Source organism: Streptomyces sp. NPDC018964 (genome assembly GCF_044390325.1).
Taxonomy (GTDB): Bacteria; Actinomycetota; Actinomycetes; order Streptomycetales; family Streptomycetaceae; genus Streptomyces.
In genome coordinates this window covers 104,648-121,060 of sequence record NZ_JBIRYZ010000012.1, presented here as the reverse complement: position 1 = coordinate 121,060, position 16,413 = coordinate 104,648, and the positions used below count along the sequence as shown (strand labels likewise).

General features: G+C 72.3%; 18 protein-coding genes. 9 read left to right on the top strand and 9 right to left on the bottom strand.

The window, feature by feature from the left end:
* Positions 1-160 precede the first annotated feature (160 nt).
* Complete coding sequence (locus ACH5AO_RS21885) at positions 161-613, top strand: ATP-binding protein (protein ID WP_398927090.1); 453 nt, start codon at positions 161-163, stop codon at positions 611-613.
* Positions 614-663: 50 nt separating this feature from the next.
* Positions 664-1,047: a YchJ family protein gene (locus tag ACH5AO_RS21880; RefSeq protein WP_398927088.1), complete on the top strand. Its 384-nt coding sequence runs from the start codon at positions 664-666 to the stop codon at positions 1,045-1,047.
* A 28-nt stretch (positions 1,048-1,075) separates the two neighbouring features.
* Here the strand turns inward: ACH5AO_RS21880 and ACH5AO_RS21875 are convergent, their stop codons facing one another.
* On the bottom strand, positions 1,076-1,777 hold the full coding sequence (locus ACH5AO_RS21875; protein ID WP_398927086.1) for a FadR/GntR family transcriptional regulator: 702 nt from the start codon (positions 1,775-1,777) through the stop codon (positions 1,076-1,078).
* Between the two features lie 137 nt (positions 1,778-1,914).
* On the opposite strand from ACH5AO_RS21875, the gene ACH5AO_RS21870 reads away from it, so the two are divergent.
* Together ACH5AO_RS21870 and ACH5AO_RS21865 are read left to right on the top strand one after the other, a co-directional pair.
* A complete protein-coding gene (locus ACH5AO_RS21870) occupies positions 1,915-2,418 on the top strand; it encodes a gluconokinase (RefSeq protein WP_398927084.1) in 504 nt (167 codons plus the stop codon).
* Between the two features lie 95 nt (positions 2,419-2,513).
* A complete protein-coding gene (locus tag ACH5AO_RS21865; protein WP_398927082.1) occupies positions 2,514-3,911 on the top strand; it encodes a gluconate:H+ symporter in 1,398 nt (465 codons plus the stop codon).
* A gap of 101 nt (positions 3,912-4,012) precedes the next feature.
* On the opposite strand, the gene ACH5AO_RS21860 is transcribed toward ACH5AO_RS21865, so the two are convergent.
* From ACH5AO_RS21860 to ACH5AO_RS21845, 4 genes are all read right to left on the bottom strand, one after another.
* The gene (locus ACH5AO_RS21860; RefSeq protein WP_398927080.1) at positions 4,013-4,648 is read right to left on the bottom strand and encodes a cytochrome b/b6 domain-containing protein; all 636 of its coding nucleotides are present in this window, start codon (positions 4,646-4,648) and stop codon (positions 4,013-4,015) included.
* On the bottom strand, positions 4,632-5,378 hold the full coding sequence (locus tag ACH5AO_RS21855) for a molybdopterin-dependent oxidoreductase (RefSeq protein ID WP_398927078.1): 747 nt from the start codon (positions 5,376-5,378) through the stop codon (positions 4,632-4,634). The genes ACH5AO_RS21860 and ACH5AO_RS21855 overlap by 17 nt, the downstream gene beginning before the upstream one ends.
* A 75-nt stretch (positions 5,379-5,453) precedes the next feature.
* Positions 5,454-7,022, bottom strand: coding sequence for an APC family permease (locus ACH5AO_RS21850; RefSeq protein ID WP_398927076.1), 1,569 nt, complete (start codon positions 7,020-7,022; stop codon positions 5,454-5,456).
* A gap of 61 nt (positions 7,023-7,083) precedes the next feature.
* Positions 7,084-8,034 (bottom strand): hypothetical protein, encoded by a 951-nt coding sequence (locus tag ACH5AO_RS21845; protein WP_398927074.1) that lies wholly within the window; start codon positions 8,032-8,034, stop codon positions 7,084-7,086.
* Positions 8,035-8,290: 256 nt separating this feature from the next.
* Between ACH5AO_RS21845 and ACH5AO_RS21840 the strand changes: the two genes are divergently transcribed.
* From ACH5AO_RS21840 to ACH5AO_RS21830, 3 genes are read left to right on the top strand one after another with little or no spacing between them, the layout of a single operon-like run.
* Complete coding sequence (locus ACH5AO_RS21840) at positions 8,291-8,812, top strand: NUDIX hydrolase (protein ID WP_398927072.1); 522 nt, start codon at positions 8,291-8,293, stop codon at positions 8,810-8,812.
* Between the two features lie 58 nt (positions 8,813-8,870).
* Positions 8,871-9,263 (top strand): YidH family protein, encoded by a 393-nt coding sequence (locus ACH5AO_RS21835; RefSeq protein WP_398927069.1) that lies wholly within the window; start codon positions 8,871-8,873, stop codon positions 9,261-9,263.
* Between the two features lie 5 nt (positions 9,264-9,268).
* The gene (locus ACH5AO_RS21830) at positions 9,269-9,598 is read left to right on the top strand and encodes a DUF202 domain-containing protein (RefSeq protein WP_398927302.1); all 330 of its coding nucleotides are present in this window, start codon (positions 9,269-9,271) and stop codon (positions 9,596-9,598) included.
* 126 nt (positions 9,599-9,724) lie between these two features.
* On the opposite strand, the gene ACH5AO_RS21825 is transcribed toward ACH5AO_RS21830, so the two are convergent.
* Positions 9,725-10,654, bottom strand: a complete 930-nt coding sequence (locus ACH5AO_RS21825; protein ID WP_398927066.1) for an NADP-dependent oxidoreductase — start codon at positions 10,652-10,654, stop codon at positions 9,725-9,727.
* A 197-nt stretch (positions 10,655-10,851) separates the two neighbouring features.
* On the opposite strand from ACH5AO_RS21825, the gene ACH5AO_RS21820 reads away from it, so the two are divergent.
* A complete protein-coding gene (locus ACH5AO_RS21820; RefSeq protein WP_398927064.1) occupies positions 10,852-11,913 on the top strand; it encodes a phosphotransferase family protein in 1,062 nt (353 codons plus the stop codon).
* A gap of 6 nt (positions 11,914-11,919) precedes the next feature.
* Positions 11,920-13,134, top strand: coding sequence for an acyl-CoA dehydrogenase family protein (locus ACH5AO_RS21815; protein WP_398927061.1), 1,215 nt, complete (start codon positions 11,920-11,922; stop codon positions 13,132-13,134).
* Positions 13,135-13,198: 64 nt separating this feature from the next.
* Here ACH5AO_RS21815 and ACH5AO_RS21810 read toward each other — a convergent pair whose 3' ends face one another.
* From ACH5AO_RS21810 to ACH5AO_RS21800, 3 genes are read right to left on the bottom strand one after another with little or no spacing between them, the layout of a single operon-like run.
* Entirely contained in the window at positions 13,199-13,792 is a 594-nt protein-coding gene (locus ACH5AO_RS21810; protein WP_398927059.1) for a TetR/AcrR family transcriptional regulator, read from the bottom strand.
* A 25-nt stretch (positions 13,793-13,817) separates the two neighbouring features.
* The gene (locus ACH5AO_RS21805; protein ID WP_398927057.1) at positions 13,818-15,485 is read right to left on the bottom strand and encodes a class I adenylate-forming enzyme family protein; all 1,668 of its coding nucleotides are present in this window, start codon (positions 15,483-15,485) and stop codon (positions 13,818-13,820) included.
* Complete coding sequence (locus ACH5AO_RS21800) at positions 15,482-16,255, bottom strand: SDR family oxidoreductase (protein ID WP_398927055.1); 774 nt, start codon at positions 16,253-16,255, stop codon at positions 15,482-15,484. Before ACH5AO_RS21800 ends, ACH5AO_RS21805 begins: the two co-directional genes overlap by 4 nt.
* Between the last annotated feature and the right edge of the window lie 158 nt (positions 16,256-16,413).

Genomic DNA, 16,413 nt, shown 5'->3' with positions numbered 1-16,413 from the left:
TACGTACGGTGATGAAGGGCTGGTCCCCCGAACGCCCACAAGTTCCCTCGTACGAGAACTCACCTCTGCGTGTACGCACTGGGCAGCCACCTGTACAACCCTCGCCAGTACAGGCGTTTCCGCTGGTCAGAGCCGTTTCGTCTTCGGCAAGCTATCCGCCATGAAAACCACGGACACCACCACCCCACAGGCACCGGAAGTCCCGGCCGCCCCGCACGAGTTCGCCATGCGGTTCACCTCCACCCCGCGCGGTGCCCGTCTCGCCCGCCGTCTCGTCTCGCACCGACTTGACCAGTGGGGGCACCCGTACGACTCCCCCGTCAACGAGACCCTGACCTTGATCGCGGCCGAACTCACCTCCAACGCGGTGCGGCACGGTCACGTCCCCGGCCGGGACTTCCACCTCCGGCTGACCGCGACCCCGGACGTACTCCGCATCGAAGTGACGGACGCCCGCACCGAGCGGAGGCCGCCCTCGTCCGTCCAAGAGACGCCCGATGACGCGGAGTCGGGCCGGGGACTGCTCCTGGTGACCCGGCTGGCCGCCCGCTGGGGCACCGACCCGCGGCCCGCCGCGCCCGGCAAGACCGTCTGGGCGGAGTGTGCCCTGTAAACGCCGGTTCACGGGACAGCGGCGCCCGGCCTCGAGGGCGATCGGACAGAATGGTCGCCATGACCACGCGTTCCTGCCCCTGCGGGCTCCCCGAGGCGTACGAGGACTGCTGCGGGCGCTTTCACTCCGGGGCCGCCACCGCCCCCACCGCCGAGCGGCTGATGCGGTCGCGGTACTGCGCGTTCGTGCGGCGGGACGGTGCGTATCTGCTGCGGACCTGGCATCCGCGGACGCGGCCGGAGCGGATCGACTTCGATCCCGGGATGCGGTGGACCGGGCTGGAGGTCCTGGACACGAGCGACGGGTCCGCCTTCCACTCCACCGGGACGGTGACCTTCCGGGCCTCCTACCGGGGCGGCTCGCTGCACGAGCGCAGCCGGTTCGAGCGGGTCGACGGGGCGTGGGTGTACGTCGACGGGGAGTTCCTGGACTGAGCTCCACGGGGGCGTCCCCGTACGGCCGTCAGGGCGCCAGGATGTCCAGTTCCTGGAGGGCGCCCTCGGTGATCTCTCGGGTCAGTTTCTCCGCGCGGGCGGGGTCGCGTTCGCGGACCGCCTCGGCGAGCTGGACGTGGAGGGTGACGGCGGCGGGGTCGGGGTCCTCGAACATCACGTCGTGGTGGGTGCGGCCGGACAGCACCTCGGCGACGACGTCGCCGAGGCGGGCGAACATCTCGTTGCCCGAGGCGGTCAGGATCACGCGGTGGAACGCCACGTCGTGGAGGAGGTAGCCCTCCAGGCGGTGGCCGCTGGAGTTGGCGACCATGCCGAGGGCGCACTCGGTGAGTTCGGCGCACTGTTCCGGGGTGGCGTTGCGGGCGGCCAGGCCGGCCGCGACGGGCTCGATCGCCGAGCGCAGCACCGTGAGGGAGCGGAGCTGGCGGGGGCGGTCCGCGCCGGCCAGGCGCCAGCGGATGACCTGGGGGTCGTACACGTTCCACTCGTGGGCCGGAAGGACCGTCACGCCCACGCGGCGCCGGGACTCCACCAGGTGCATGGACTCCAGGACGCGGACGACCTCGCGCATCACGGAGCGCGACACGTCGAAGCGCTGTGCGAGTTCGTCGGTGCGCAGGACACTGCCGGGCGGGTACTCGCCGGCGGTGATCTCGGGGCCGAGGGTGTCCAGTACGCGGCCGTGCAGCCCCCGGCCCGTGGTGCTCATGCACTCAGAGTACGGGGCGGATCACGGGAACAAAAAGTCAGACTTATATGTCACAGACTCTTGAATTCGTCGTACCTAATGAGCTTCAGTTGCGTCGACATCAGGTGTCGACGAAGACAGCGGACAGTGAGGCAGCGATGAACACCCCCCATGTCGTCGTGGTCATGGGCGTCGCGGGCACCGGGAAGACCACCATCGGTCCCCTGCTCGCGGCCCGGTTCGGCGTTCCGTACGCCGAGGGCGACGATTTCCACCCGGCGGCCAACATCGCCAAGATGTCGGCCGGTACCCCGCTCACCGACGACGACCGGTGGCCCTGGCTGGACGCCATCGGCGACTGGGCGCACGGCCGGGCCGGTCTCGGCGGGGTGGTCAGCTGCTCGGCGCTGAAGCGGTCGTACCGCGACCGGCTGCGGGCCGCCGCGCCCGGCGTGCTCTTCGTGCACCTCTCCGGTGACCGCGCGCTCGTCGAGGACCGGATGTCGCACCGGCAGGGCCACTTCATGCCCACGGCGCTGCTCGACTCCCAGTTCGCCACGCTCCAGCCGCTGGAGCCGGACGAGGCCGGAGTCGCCGTGGACGTGACGGGCAGCCCCGAGGAGATCACCGCGCGGGCGGCCGCCGCCCTGGACGCCCTCTGAGAGCCGGCCCCGTAGGTCCCTGACCGGACCCCCAGTTCCCGGGGCGCCCCCACTCCCCGGTTTCCTCCCCAACCCGTAGAAACAAGGGAACCACCGTGACCAGACTCAGCGTTGAGATGCTGGCAGCGGACGCACCCGAGCCGATCACCTCGGCCGGCCACGCCCAGCTGGGCATCGCCGTGCTCCTGGGCATCGCCGTCATCGTCCTGCTCATCACCAAGTTCAAGCTGCACGCCTTCCTGTCGCTGACCATCGGGACGCTGGCGCTCGGCGCGTTCGCCGGCGCGCCGCTCGACAAGGTGATCACCAGCTTCAGTGCCGGACTCGGCTCCACCGTCGCCGGCGTGGGCGTGCTGATCGCCCTCGGCGCGATCCTCGGCAAGATGCTCGCCGACTCCGGTGGCGCCGACCAGATCGTCGACACCATCCTCGCCAAGGCGAGCGGCCGTTCCATGCCGTGGGCGATGGTGCTGATCGCCTCGGTGATCGGTCTGCCGCTGTTCTTCGAGGTCGGCGTGGTGTTGCTGATCCCGGTGGTGCTGATGGTCGCCAAGCGCGGCAACTACTCCCTGATGCGCATCGGCATCCCGGCGCTCGCCGGTCTGTCCGTGATGCACGGTCTGGTGCCGCCGCACCCCGGTCCGCTGGTCGCGATCGACGCCGTCGGCGCCAACCTCGGTGTGACGCTGGCGCTGGGCGTGCTCGTCGCCGTACCGACGGTCGTCATCGCCGGTCCGCTGTTCTCGAAGTACGCCGCCCGCTGGGTGGACGTCCCGGCCCCGGAGCGGATGATCCCGCAGCGGCCCTCCGAGGACCTGGAGAAGCGTCCGAGCTTCGGCGCGACGCTGGCCACGATCCTGCTGCCGGTCGTGCTGATGCTGGCCAAGGCGCTGGTCGACATCGTCGTCGACGACCCCGAGCACCACGTGCAGCGTGTGTTCGACGTGGTCGGCTCCCCGCTGATCGCGCTGCTCGCGGCCGTGCTGGTCGGCATCTTCACGCTGGGGATGCCCGCCGGGTTCAGCAAGGAGCGGATCTCGTCCCTGGTCGAGAAGGGGCTCGCGCCGATCGCGGGCATCCTGCTGATCGTCGGCGCGGGCGGCGGCTTCAAGCAGACGCTGATCGACACCGGTGTGGGACAGATGGTCCTGGAGATCTCCGAGGACTGGTCGATCCCGGCGCTGCTGCTGGCCTGGCTGATCGCGGTGGCGATCCGGCTGGCGACCGGTTCGGCGACGGTGGCGACCGTCTCGGCGGCCGGTCTCGTGGCGCCGCTGGCGGCCGACATGTCGACCACGCACGCCGCCCTGCTGGTGCTGGCGATCGGTGCGGGTTCGCTGTTCTTCAGCCATGTCAACGACGCCGGGTTCTGGCTGGTGAAGGAGTACTTCGGGCTGAACGTCGGGCAGACGATCAAGACCTGGTCGATCATGGAGACGATCATCTCGGTGGTCGCCGGTGCTCTGGTGCTGCTGCTGTCGCTGATCATTTAGTTGTTCGCCCGAAGCCGTTCGTTCAGCTGATCATTCGGCTGAGGACCGGGCGTGTACGGCCCACCCGCTCCCCCTCGGGGCGCGGGTGGGCCCGTGTCGTTTCAGGGGCGCCACAGCGGGTGTTCGCGCTCCGCCCAGTCGCGGTCGACGGAGCCGGTGCGCATGCCGCGCCGGGCCTCGGGGTCCGCCAGGGCCATGCCGATGTGCCCGGCGAGGACGATGCCGATGGTCAGCGCCAGCCAGTCGTGGACGAAGGTCGCGCTGGTGCGCCACACCAGCGGGGTGAGGTGGGTGAACCACATCAGCAGTCCGGTGCCGAGCATCACCAGGGTGGCACCCGCGATCCAGGCCGCGTAGACCTTCTGGCCCGCGTTGAACTTGCCGGCCGGCCGGGACGAGGGGCGCTTGTCGCGGCGCAGGGCGGCCCGCAGCCAGACGCGGTCGTGCGGGCCGAAGCGGTTGAGGCGGCCCAGGTCGGCGCGGAAGGCGCGGGAGGCGAGAGCGGCGAGGACGGGGACGGGCAGGGCGAGCCCTGACCACTGGTGGAGGGTGACGACGAAGGCCCGGCGGCCCACCAGCTGGGCGAGCTGGGGAACGTAGAGGCAGGCGGCCGTGGCCACGCAGACGCCCATCAGCACGGCCGTGGCACGGTGCGCCCACCGCTGGGCGCGCCCGAAGCGCCGTACGGCGGTGGCGGTGGCGGTGGCGGCGGGCGGGGCGTCAGCTCGTGGGCTCATCGTCGCGTCCGTTCGAGCGGCCGACCCAGGCGTCGATGTCGTAGCCGCGCTCCTCCCAGTAGCCGGGTTCGACGTCCTCGGTGACGGTGATGCCGGAGAGCCACTTGGCGGACTTGTAGAAGTACATGGGGGCCACGTAGAGGCGGACCGGGCCGCCGTGGGCGTGGCCGATGTCCTCGTCCCGCATGCGCAGGGCGACCAGGACGTCGGCGCGGCGGGCCTGGTCGAGGGTGAGGCTCTCGGAGTACGCGCCGTCGAAGCAGGTGAAGCGCACCGCCCCGGCCGAGGAGCGTACGCCCGCGGCGTCCAGGAGCCGGGACAGGCGCACCCCCTCGAACGGCGTGTCCGGCACCCGCCAGCCGGTGACGCACTGGACGTCGCGGACCGTGCGGGTCTGCGGCAGGGCCTTCAGGTCGGCCAGGGTGTAGGTGGTGGGGCGGTCGACGAGGCCGTCGACCGTGAGGCGGTAGGTGCCGGCGTTCTTCCGCGGGACGGAGGAGGTGACCGAGTAGTAGCGGAAACCGCCGCCGTTGGGGAGCAGTCCGGTCAGGCCGGTGGGGTCCTTGTCGGAGGCTCCGGCGAGGAAGGATTCCAGGCCGCGTTGCAGGGTGGGCGCGGTGGCCACGCCGAGGGCGCCCAGGCCGAGGGTGCCGAGGAAGACACGGCGGCCGATGGGCCTGCCTCGCGCGTCCCCCTCGTCGGGGGGCGGTGGCGGCTGTTCGGGGTTCACCCCTCCATTCGAGCACCCGCGTCCCCGTCGGACCAGGGAACGCGGGTGCCCGTCAGATTTCCGTAATCAGCTCTCCTACGAGGTGCGCTCGGCCTCCTTCTCGAGCTGGAACGCCTCGTTGCCGAGCCCGATGCGGGCGTGCCTCTCGGGGGCGCGGGCGCGCAGGACGGCGCCTTGGACCAGGCCGGCGACCAGGGCGAGCCCGATGACGCCAGGCAGGAGCCAGCTCAGCGAGGAGTCGGGGCCCGCGCCGACCAGGACGTCGAAGTCCTTGACCGTGTAGCCCGCGATGACGGCCAGGGCGATGCCCGCCAGCGCGGAGGTGGCCAGCCGCCAGCCCTGCGCGCCCGCGGCGCCGCGCCGGGCGAAGAAGACGACGACGGACAGGGAGGCGATGGCCATCAGCACGATCACGCCGAGCGCGCCGACGTTGCCGCCCCAGGTGAACAGGTGCAGGACCGGCGCGGTCGGGTCGCCGGTGGGCTTGTCGTCGGTGAGCGCGAAGGCGAGGACGAGCACGGCGGCGATGACGGTCTGGAGCAGGGAGCCGGTGCCGGGGGCGCCGCTGGTGCCGGTGGTGCGGCCGAAGGCGGCGGGCAGCAGGCCCTCGCGGCCCATGGCGAAGGCGTACCGGGCGACGACGTTGTGGAAGCTGAGCATGGCCGCGAACATGCCGGTCACGAAGAGGACGTGCAGGACGTCGGTGAAGGTGCCGCCGAGGCGGTCCTCGGTGAGGAAGAACAGCAGGCCGGCGCTCTGCTCCCGGGAGGCGCCGACGATCCCGGAGGGGCCGGTGGCGACGGTGAGCGCCCAGCTGCTGAGGGCGAAGAAGACGGCGACGCCGGTGACCGCGAGGAACATCACGCGCGGCACGACCTCGTGCGGCCTGCTGGTCTCCTCGGCGTAGACGGGGGCCTGTTCGAAGCCGAGGAAGGCGGCGATGCAGAAGCACAGGGCGGTGCCGACGCCGGCGCCGGTGAGCGTGTCCGGATCGAAGGCGTGCAGGGACAGGCCCTCCGCGCCGGGGTCGGCGACGGCGGCGATGTCGAAGACGACGACCAGCAGCACCTCGATGACCAGCAGCACGCCGAGCACGCGCGCGTTGACGTCGATCTTCAGCCAGCCCAGCGCGCCGACGGCGAGGACGGCCGCCAGCGCCGGTATCCACCAGGCGACCTCGAGGTCGGCGTAGGTGGCGAGGAGGCCGGAGACCTCGAAGCCGAAGATGCCGTAGATGCCGACCTGGAGGGCGTTGTAGGCGACGAGCGCGACGAGGGCGGCGCCCGCTCCGGCGGTGCCGCCGAGTCCGCGGGAGATGTAGGCGTAGAAGGCGCCGGCGTTGTGGACGTGCCGGCTCATCTCGGCGTAGCCGAGGCTGAAGAGGACCAGTACGACGCCGAGGGCCACGAAGAGCAGCGGCTGACCGACGATGCCCATCACCGCGAATGTGGTGGGCATGACACCCGCGACCACCATGAGGGGAGCGGTCGCGGCGAGGACGGAGAGCAGCAGGCCCCCCGTGCCGAGGCGGCCGGCACGCAGGGCGCGCTCCCGCCCCTTGAAGGTGCTGATGCCGTCGGCTGTCGCTCCGCTCGTGCTCGAAGTGCTCGAAGTGCTCGAAGTGCTCGGACTGTCCGTCGTCATCGGGAGGCCGTCCTTGGTCGGTTGTGGTGGTGACGGGCGGGTGGACGGGTGGGGCGTGGGGTCAGGTCGTGCCCAGGGCTGCGGCGCGGGCGGTGCGGAAGGCGGTCAGGGCGTCACGGTCGGGGTACGACCAGGGGGCGGGGGTGGCGTGGTCTCCGATGCGGTGGAAGAGTGCGGCGGCCTCGGCGCCCCGGCCCTCGCAGACCTTGGCGTGGGCGAGGAAGTTGAGGTCGACCAGGCGGCGCGGGTGGCCTTCGTGCTCCCACTCCAGCCACCAGTCGAAGGCGGCCTTCATCACCTGCCGGGCGCGGCGGCCGACCCAGTGGCCGGAGGCGACCGGGTCGGCGGGTTCGTGCCCGGCGGCGGCCAGGGTGCGGTAGCGCTCGGCGTGCGCGACGACCGGCAGGACCGCCAGCGGCGAGTCGGCGGGGGCCTGCTCGGCGGCCCAGTTGGCGAAGTCGTACACCTCGTGCAGCGGGTCCGGGCCCGCCTCCACACGACGCTCGGCGAGCCAGGCGACCACCAGATGGTGGGCGTGGTGGTGGTCCGCGTACCGGGTGCGGATCTGCTCGAACATCCGGATCACGTCCCCCTCGGCGCCCTGGGCGCACTCCAGCAGGAGCAGTCCGAGCCAGGGGGTGGGGTCTGCGGGCAGGAGTTCCGCCGCCTTGTGGCAGGCCTCGCGGGCACGGGCCGGTTTCTCCTCGCCGCGCAGCGCGCGCCGCACCTGGGCCAGGGCGAGCAGCACGGACGCGTCACCGGAGTCGGGTTCGGCGAGCAGCCACTCGCGGGTCCAGGCGGCGCAGTACGGCTCCCCGGCGAGCACCGTGATCCGGTGGCCCCGGCGGTCCCAGTCGTCCCCCGTGCGGACCAGCAGCGAGCGGGTGCTCTGCCAGCGGCCCTGCGCCAGCGCGGTCCGCGCGGCGGCGAGTTCGGCGTCGTCGAGGGCCTCGTCGAAGGTCTGTGCCGCCCGTCTGCGGGCACGGCCGAGGGGAGGCGGGGGTGGGGGCACCGCGGAACTTCCTCACGCGCTCTTCTTGGGGTCACCGGCTCACGGCGGGCGGTCGGTACGGCAGTGGTCGGCTGCCGAACGCCATGGGCTGATCACTCACAGCAAACCGTCAGCCCACGGATCACGTCAAGGGCACCTCATGTGTTACTCGCGTCAACTTCGTTCACGGAACGGCCACTTGTGACGTCCGGGGCAGGAGGACCGCGCGGGTGGGGTGAGCGGCCGGGCAGGGGCCGGCCGCTGCTTGGATGGCCGCATGAGTGCTGAGGAGATCATCGACATCGTCGACGAGAACGACCGGGTGGTCGGACGGTCCCCGCGCGGGGAGGCCTACGCGCGGGGGCTGCGCCACCGCTGCGCCTTCGTCCTCGTCCGGGACGCCGAGGGGCGGGTCCTCGTCCACCGCCGCACCGCGACCAAGCAGGTCTTCCCCTCCCTGTACGACATGTTCGTCGGCGGGGTCGTCGGCGCGGGCGAGAGCTACGACGAGGCGGCGCTGCGGGAGGCCGAGGAGGAGCTGGGCGTGAGCGGGCTGCCGCGCCCCGAGTACGTCCTCACGTTCCTGTACGACGACGGGGCGGGCCGCAGTTGGTGGTCGGCGGTGTACGAGGTGCGCTGCGACCGGCCCGTACGGCCGCAGCCGGAGGAGGTGGCCTGGGCGGACTTCCTGCCGGAGGCGGAGCTGGAGCGGCGGCTCGGGGAGTGGGAGTGGACTCCGGACGGGCTGGAGGCGTACCGGCGGCTCACGGCGTACCGGGCGGGGCGGGCCGGGGGCTGAGCGGGGCTCCGTCCCCGGCCGTCGGCCCGGTGCGGGGTGGTCCCGGTAGGGTCGCGGCGTGATCGAGTTCGTGCGGAACGTTCGGTTGTGGTTCGCGCCCGGCGAGGTGCGGCGGGAGGGCGACACGCCCGACTACCGGTTCTCGCTGGCGAACGAGCGGACGTTCCTGGCCTGGTTGCGCACCGCGCTCGCGTTGATCGGGGGCGGGTTCGCCGTGGACCAGTTCCTGCCGGATCTGCGGTGGGGGTGGCGGGTCGGGCTGGCGCTGGCGCTGCTGGCCGCGGGGGCGTTGTGCGCGTTGCGGGCGGTCAACCACTGGGTGCGGTGTGAGCGGGCGATGCGGCGGGGGGAGGATCTGCCGGTGTCGCGGTTCCCGGCGCTGCTGAGTCTCGTGGTGGCGGTGGTGGCCGGGGCGATGGTCGCCGTGGTGCTGTTCGGGTGGGACGGGTGAGCGGAGTGGCGGCGGGCCGGGGCGCGGAGCGGGATCCGGGGCTGCAGCCCGAGCGGACGCGGCTCGCGTGGCGGCGTACGACGTTGTCGGCGACGGTCGCTGCGGTGTTGGCCGTGAAGGCGGCGCTGGCGGGTGGGGGGTCGGTCGCCGGGGTTGTCGCGTGTGTGTTGTGCTGTGGTTGTTGGGTGGGGTTTCTGTGGGTTGCCCATCGGCGGATTCGGGGGCTGGCGGCGGTGAGTGAGCCGGGGGCGCTCGGTTCGCCGTGTGCGGCGGTCGTGGTGGTCTGCACGGTGGCCATGGCCGGGTGTGGGGCGGTGCTTGTCGGGGTGGGGTGAGGTGGGGGATCGGTGGTTTTTCGCCCCCGCCGCCCCTTCCCGTCCCGTCCCCGGGGGCTGTGCCCCCGGACCCCCCTTCGGCCCTGGACGGGCCTCGTCCTCAAACGCCGGACGGGCTGTTCGGTGCTATGCGCTCACCGTCACCACGATCTTGCCTCTGGTGCGGCCCTCCTGGTTCAGGCGGTGGGCGTCCGCCGCTCGTTCCAGGGGGAAGGTCTCCGAGACGTGGACGGTGACCGTGCCCTGGTCCGCCAGGTCGGAGAGGTGCTGGAGGTCCTGGGGGTCGGGGCGGACGAACCAGTAGCGGCCGCCGTAGCTCACCACCTCGGGGTCGGTGATCGAGGCCAGGCGGCCCTCGGGGGCCAGCAGGTTCGCGGAGGCCTTGAGGGCGTCGCCGCCCACCGAGTCGAACACCGCGTCCACGCCCTCGGGCGCCAGCCCCCGTACCCGTTCGGCCAGGCCCTCGCCGTAGGTCACCGGCTCCCCGTCCAGTCCGCGCACGAAGTCGTGGTTGCGCTCGCTCGCCGTACCGATGACCCGGGCGCCGAGGTGGGTGGCGAGCTGGACGGCGACGGAGCCGACGCCGCCGGCCGCGGCGTGCACCAGGAGGGTCTCGCCGCGCTTGACCTCCAGGACGCGGTGCAGCACCTGGTACGCGGTGAGCCCCGCGAGCGGGAGGCCGGCCGCCTCCTCGAAGGACAGCGTGCGCGGCTTGCGCGCGAGGGCACGCACCGGGGCGGCCACGTACTCGGCGAAGGTGCCGCGGGAGAGGACGTCCTCGCGCACGTAACCGATGACCTCGTCGCCGACGGCGAACTCCGGTACGGCGGGACCGGGCTGGACGACCACGCCCGAGACGTCCCAGCCGGGGATCACCGGGAAGACCGGCTGGAGGACCGGGTCGAGATGGCCCTCGCGGCACTTCCAGTCGACCGGGTTGACGGCCGCCGCCCGCACCCGCACCAGGACCGAGTCGGGTCCGACCCCGGGGTCGTCGGCCTCTCCGAGTTCCAGCACTTCGGGGCCGCCGTACCGGGAGTAGCTGATCGCCTTCATGGGTCCGACCCTCCGGGCTCCGCGCGCACGGCGCAAGCGGAACGGTCCGATATACGCCGTTCGCGTGGTGGCTGGGCGAGGCACGGGGGGCACGAGCGCCTATCGTGGCCCCGATCACGTTCGACCGCCGCTCTGGACGGCATACCGACCGGTCGGCATCATGAGGCGGGTACTGTTTCCTGCCCGTAGGAGCGACGATGAGCACCGACCACCCGCCCGGACTCGATCTCGACCGGCTGCGCGGCCTGCTCGAACGGGAGCGGCCCGGCCTGGTGAACGGCCCGCTCACCGGCCGGCTGATCGAGGGCGGCAGGTCGAACCTCACGTACACGGTCTCCGACGGCACCTCGAAGTGGGTCGTACGGCGTCCCCCGCTCGGCCACGTCCTGGCCACCGCGCACGACATGAAGCGCGAGCACCGGGTGATCAGCGCGCTGCACCCGACCGCCGTGCCGGTGCCGCGCACCGTACTGCTGTGCGAGGACGAGGAGGTGCTCGGGGCGCCGTTCTACGTCATGGACTTCGTCGAGGGCACCCCGTACCGGACGGCCGGCCAGCTCGCCCCGCTCGGCGCCGAACGCACCCGGGACGCGGTGCTGAACCTGGTCGACACGCTGGTCGAGCTGCACGCCGTCGATCCCGGCGAGGTGGGCCTGTCGGACTTCGGCCGCCCCGAGGGCTTCCTGGACCGGCAGCTGCGCCGCTGGGGCAAGCAGCTGGACGCCTCCCGCAACCGGGAGCTGGCCGGGATCGACGAGCTGCACGCGGCGCTCGGCCGTGAGCTGCCCGTCTCTCCCGCGCCGGCCGTGGTGCACGGCGACTACCGCCTCGACAACGTGCTGATCGGCCCGGCGAGTGAGCCGGAGGAGCGCGCCGAGCCCGAGAAGGGCGCCGACGAGATCAAGGCCGTCCTCGACTGGGAGATGTCCACGCTCGGCGATCCGCTGACGGACCTGGGGCTGCTGGTGATGTACAGCATGCCGCTGGGCATGCCGGACTCCCCCGTCTCCACGACCGCCGAGGCGCCCGGGCACCCCACGCCGGCCGAGCTGATCGAGCGGTACGCCGCACGGTCGGGGCGCGACGTCTCCGCGGTCTCCTGGTACACGGCGTTCGCCTGGTTCAAGCTCGCCGTGATCCTGGAGGGCATCCACTACCGCTACACCCTGGGCCGGACGGTCGGGCGCGGCTTCGACCGCATCGGCGATCTGGTCCCGGTCTTCATCCGGCACGGACTGACCACTCTTCAGGAAGGCTGACCGACCATGGACTTCGCGTTCGACGCGCGCACCGAGGAGCTGCGCGCCAGGCTGCTCGCCTTCATGGACGAGTACGTGTACCCGGCCGAGGCGGTCGCCCACGAGCAGCGGGCCGGGCTGGACTCGCCGTGGGAGAACGTCCCCGTGGTGGAGGAGCTGAAGGCCGAAGCCCGCCGGCAGGGGCTGTGGAACCTGTTCCTGCCCGACTCCGAGCACGGCGCCGGACTCACCAATCTCCAGTACGCGCCGCTCGCCGAGATCATGGGCCGCTCCCCGCAGATCGCGCCGACCGTCACCAACTGCGCGGCGCCCGACACCGGGAACATGGAGGTGCTGGCGCAGTTCGGTGACGAGGCGCAGCAGAAGCAGTGGCTCCGGCCGCTGCTGGCCGGCGAGATCCGCTCGGCGTTCGCGATGACCGAGCCGGACGTCGCCTCCTCCGACGCCACCAACATCACCACGCACATCGAGCGGGACGGCGACGAGTACGTCATCACGGGCCGCAAGTGGTACATCTCCGGGGCGATGCACCCGGACTGCGCGATCTTCATCGTGATGGGCAAGACCGACCCGGACGGGGCGGACATCCGCCGCCAGCAGTCCATGGTGCTCGTCCCGCGCGACACGCCGGGCGTGACCGTCAAGCGCGCCATGCGGGTGTTCGGTTACGAGGACCACTACCACGGCGGGCACGCCGAGGTGGTCTTCGACCACGCGCGCGTGCCGGTGTCGAACCTGATCGGTGAGGAGGGCGGCGGCTTCGCCATCGCGCAGGCCCGGCTCGGTCCCGGCCGGATCCACCACTGCATGCGGCTGATCGGCATGGCCGAGCGGGCCGTCGAGCTGATGTGCCGCCGCGCGGTGTCGCGGGACGCGTTCGGCAAGGCGCTGGCGCGGCAGGGCGTGGTGCAGAACTGGATCGCCGACGCGCGCGTGGCCGTCGAGCAGCTGCGGCTGCTGGTGCTGAAGACGGCCTGGATGATGGACACCGTCGGCAACCGGGGCGCCCACACGGAGATCCAGGCCATCAAGATCGCCACCCCGCGCACGGTGGTCGGCATCCTCGACCGGGCGATCCAGCTGTACGGGGCGGGCGGGGTCAGCCAGGACTTCCCGCTGGCCGAGCTGTACGCCGGGGCCCGCACGCTGATGATCGCCGACGGCCCGGACGAGGTGCACCAGCGGTCGCTGGCGCGCCGGGAGCTGAAGAAGTACCTGTAGTTCCGGGGAACGGCTCGTGGCCCGCCGGTACCGCCGGCGGGCCACGAGCCGTGGGGGGGTGTTCTCAGGGGCGCAGGGCCCTCAGCAGCAGGTCCGCCAGGTGGTCGGCGACCTCCTGGGGGCTGAGCGGGCCGTCGGGGCGGTACCAGGTGGACAGGTGGTGCACGGAGCCGAAGTGGTAGTCGACCACCAGGTCGGCCGGGGTCGCCGTGGAGAAGACGCCCTCGCGCTGGCCCTCCTCGATCAGCGCGCGGAAGCGTTCGTGGTAGCGGCGGCGCTCGGCGCGCACCTGCTTGTTCTTCTCCGGGCCGAGGTGGTGCATGGAGCGGAAGAAGATCGACGCGTCGTCGAGGTTCTCGATCGTGGTGACGACGACGTCCGCCGCCGCGCCGCGCAGCCGCTTCTCGACCGGCTCGTCGGCGTCCGCGAACCGGTCGAGGCGTTCCTGCTGGAGGCGCAGCACGCGCGCGTACACCTCGTGCAGCAGGTCGTCCTTGGAGCCGAAGTAGTGGTAGAGCGCCCCCTTGGTGACGCCTGCCGCCTCGACGATCTCCTGCACCGAGGTGCGGTCGTAGCCCCGCTCGGCGAAGAGCCGGGTGGCGGCGGCCAGGAGCCGCTGCGGCACAGGAGTCCCATCACCGTCCGTCGTCCTGGGCACTGCCGCCACCCGCCTTTCCGTGTCACTACTGGTCGTCGTGGGTCAGGGAACGCAGTTCCCTCCGGAGGATCTTCCCACTGGCCGTCTTCGGCAGGTCCGGCAGGATCTCCACCTGGCGCGGGTACTTGTAGGCGGCCAGTCTCTCCTCGCAGTACGCGGCGAGCGCGGCCGGGTCCGTCTCGACGCCGGGGCGCAGGCTGATGAAGGCCTTGACGGTCTCCCCGCGGTAGCCGTCGGGGACGCCGACGACGGCGGCCTCGCGCACCGCGGGGTGGGTGTAGAGGACGTCCTCGACCTCGCGCGGCCACACCTTGAAGCCGGACGCGTTGATCATGTCCTTCTTGCGGTCGACGACGTACAGCCAGCCCTCGGGGTCCATGAAGCCGATGTCGCCGGTGCGCAGCTCGCCGTCGGGGAAGGTCTCGGCGGTGGCGTCGGGCCGCTGCCAGTAGCCGGGCACGACCTGCGGTCCGCGTACGACGATCTCGCCCTGCTCGCCGAAGGGCAGCTCCTCGCCCCGGTCGTCGACGATCCGTACGACGGTGTCGGGGCCCGGTACGCCGACGGCGAGCGTGCCGGAGGCCTCGTCGACGGGCGCCTCCAGGTGCGGCGGGACGGAGGCGCAGGGGGCGGTGCACTCGGTGAGCCCGTAGCCGTTGCGGATGTACGGTCCGAAGCCGGCCCGGAACTTCTCCACCAGGGCGGGCGGCAGCGGGGCGCCGCCGGAGGAGATCACCCGGAAGGAGGAGAAGTGGTCACGGCTCACGTCGGGGTGGGCGGCCAGCGCCATGAAGGCGGTGGACGGGCCGACGGTGTAGTGCGGGCGGTGCTCGGCGAAGGCGTCGAGGACGACGCCGGCCTCGAAGCGGTAGGCCAGGACGAGGGTGCCCGCGCTGTCGAGGCAGGCGCCGAGCTGGCAGACCATCCCGGTGATGTGGAACAGGGGCGCGAGGGCGAAGTAGACGGGTGCCTCGGGCAGGCCGAGCCCGGTGCGCTGCCGTTCGGCGTTGTACATGATGTTGCGGTGGGTGTTGGTGGCGCCTTTGGGGGTGCCGCTGGTGCCGGAGGTGTAGCTGATCAGCGCGGTGTCGCCGGGGGCGGGGGCGCGGTCCTCCGGAGCCGGGTGTCCCTGGCGGGCGACGGTGGTGAGGTCGTCGGCGTCCGGGGGCTGCGGGAGCCGTTCGAAGGTGAGCACGCGCGTGTCGCCGCGGGTCTGGAAGTCCAGCTCGCAGCCGGTGAGCACGATCCGCACGGGCGAGTCGGCGGCCGTGTCGCGCAGGTACGACTCCCAGGCCCGGTCGGAGCAGATCAGCGCGGCCGCGCCGGCGTCCCGCAGGACGTGCGTCACCTCGCCGGACTTGTACATCGGGTTGACGGGCACGACGACCGCGCCCGCCTTCCAGGCGCCGAGCAGGGCGAGGACGAAGAGCGGGGAGTTCTGCAGCAGGATCGCCACCCGGTCGCCGCGCTCCAGTCCGCGCGCGGCGAGGTAGCCGGCGAGGGAGTCGCCGAGCTCGTCGGCCTCGCGGTAGGTGAGGCGGCCGTCGAAGTAGGCGAGGAAGGTGCGGTCGGGGGTCTCGGCGACCGCGCGGCGCAGGGCGTGCACCAGGGAGGCGGCGGGGTCGACGGGGGCGCGCTGGGTTTCGGTGAGGAGGGCCAGCCAGGGCTTGGCGGCGTAGCGGGAGGCGGTCACCGGGTGGCCTCCCACTGCTGCTGGAGGCGGTTCATGCCGGCCAGCCAGCGGTCCGGCTCGGCGGCGCGGGTGCGGTAGTACTCGGCGACCTCGGGGTGCGGCAGGATCAGGAAGCGGTCCTCCTCGATGCCCCGGAAGAGGGCGTCGGCCACGTCCTCCGGTTCGATCGCGGTCGGCTTGAGGACGAGGTCGCCCGCGCTGCCGCTGGCGTCGAGCATGTCGGTGCGCACGCCCTGCGGGCAGATCGCGTGGACCTTCACCCCGCGGTGGCGGTACGTCAGCGACAGCCACTCGGCGAAGGCGTAGGCGCCGTGCTTGGTGACGCTGTAGGGGGCGGTGCCGATCATGGTGAGGAGTCCGGCGGCGGAGACGGTGGAGACGAAGCGGCCGCTGCCGCGCTCCAGCCAGTCCGGGAGCAGCGCGTGCGCCGCGCGGACGTGCGCCATGACGTTGACGTCCCAGGAGAGCGCCCAGCCCTGCTCGTCGAGCGGTTCGCCGGGCTCCCCGCCGTCGCGGCCGACGCCCGCGTTGGCGCAGTACACGTCGACGGTGCCGCCGAGCGCGTCGCGGGCCTCGGCGACGGTCGAGGAGGCGTCGCCCGGGACGGCGAGACCCCCGATCTCCTCGGCGACGGCCTTCGCGCGGTCGGCGTCCAGGTCGTTGACGACGACCTTCGCCCCCTGAGCGGCGAAGCGGCGGGCGAGCGCCGCCCCGATGCCGCCCCCGGCTCCCGTGACGACCACCCTCGCACCCTGCACGGCTTGCACCATCGGTCTCCTTCGACGCGGCTCCCAGCGGCTACCGGCGTCAGACTAACCGGTCGGTATGCCCGGTGGAAGGGGTGTTCCGCGCGGGGCCGGTCCGGTTCGTTCCCCGGGACGGTCGGGCGCGCTAGCGTGCGTGCGCATGACACCCGCCACGATCACGG

What these genes read in the sequence shown, in the direction of transcription:
- ACH5AO_RS21885 (WP_398927090.1), top strand. Translation starts at nt 161, where the DNA reads ATGAAAACCACGGACACCACCACCCCACAGGCACCGGAAGTCCCGGCC.
- ACH5AO_RS21880 (WP_398927088.1), top strand. Translation starts at nt 664, where the DNA reads ATGGTCGCCATGACCACGCGTTCCTGCCCCTGCGGGCTCCCCGAGGCG.
- ACH5AO_RS21875 (WP_398927086.1), bottom strand. Translation starts at nt 1,777, where the DNA reads ATGAGCACCACGGGCCGGGGGCTGCACGGCCGCGTACTGGACACCCTC.
- ACH5AO_RS21870 (WP_398927084.1), top strand. Translation starts at nt 1,915, where the DNA reads ATGAACACCCCCCATGTCGTCGTGGTCATGGGCGTCGCGGGCACCGGG.
- ACH5AO_RS21860 (WP_398927080.1), bottom strand. Translation starts at nt 4,648, where the DNA reads ATGAGCCCACGAGCTGACGCCCCGCCCGCCGCCACCGCCACCGCCACC.
- ACH5AO_RS21850 (WP_398927076.1), bottom strand. Translation starts at nt 7,022, where the DNA reads ATGACGACGGACAGTCCGAGCACTTCGAGCACTTCGAGCACTTCGAGC.
- ACH5AO_RS21840 (WP_398927072.1), top strand. Translation starts at nt 8,291, where the DNA reads ATGAGTGCTGAGGAGATCATCGACATCGTCGACGAGAACGACCGGGTG.
- ACH5AO_RS21825 (WP_398927066.1), bottom strand. Translation starts at nt 10,654, where the DNA reads ATGAAGGCGATCAGCTACTCCCGGTACGGCGGCCCCGAAGTGCTGGAA.
- ACH5AO_RS21820 (WP_398927064.1), top strand. Translation starts at nt 10,852, where the DNA reads ATGAGCACCGACCACCCGCCCGGACTCGATCTCGACCGGCTGCGCGGC.
- ACH5AO_RS21815 (WP_398927061.1), top strand. Translation starts at nt 11,920, where the DNA reads ATGGACTTCGCGTTCGACGCGCGCACCGAGGAGCTGCGCGCCAGGCTG.
- ACH5AO_RS21800 (WP_398927055.1), bottom strand. Translation starts at nt 16,255, where the DNA reads ATGGTGCAAGCCGTGCAGGGTGCGAGGGTGGTCGTCACGGGAGCCGGG.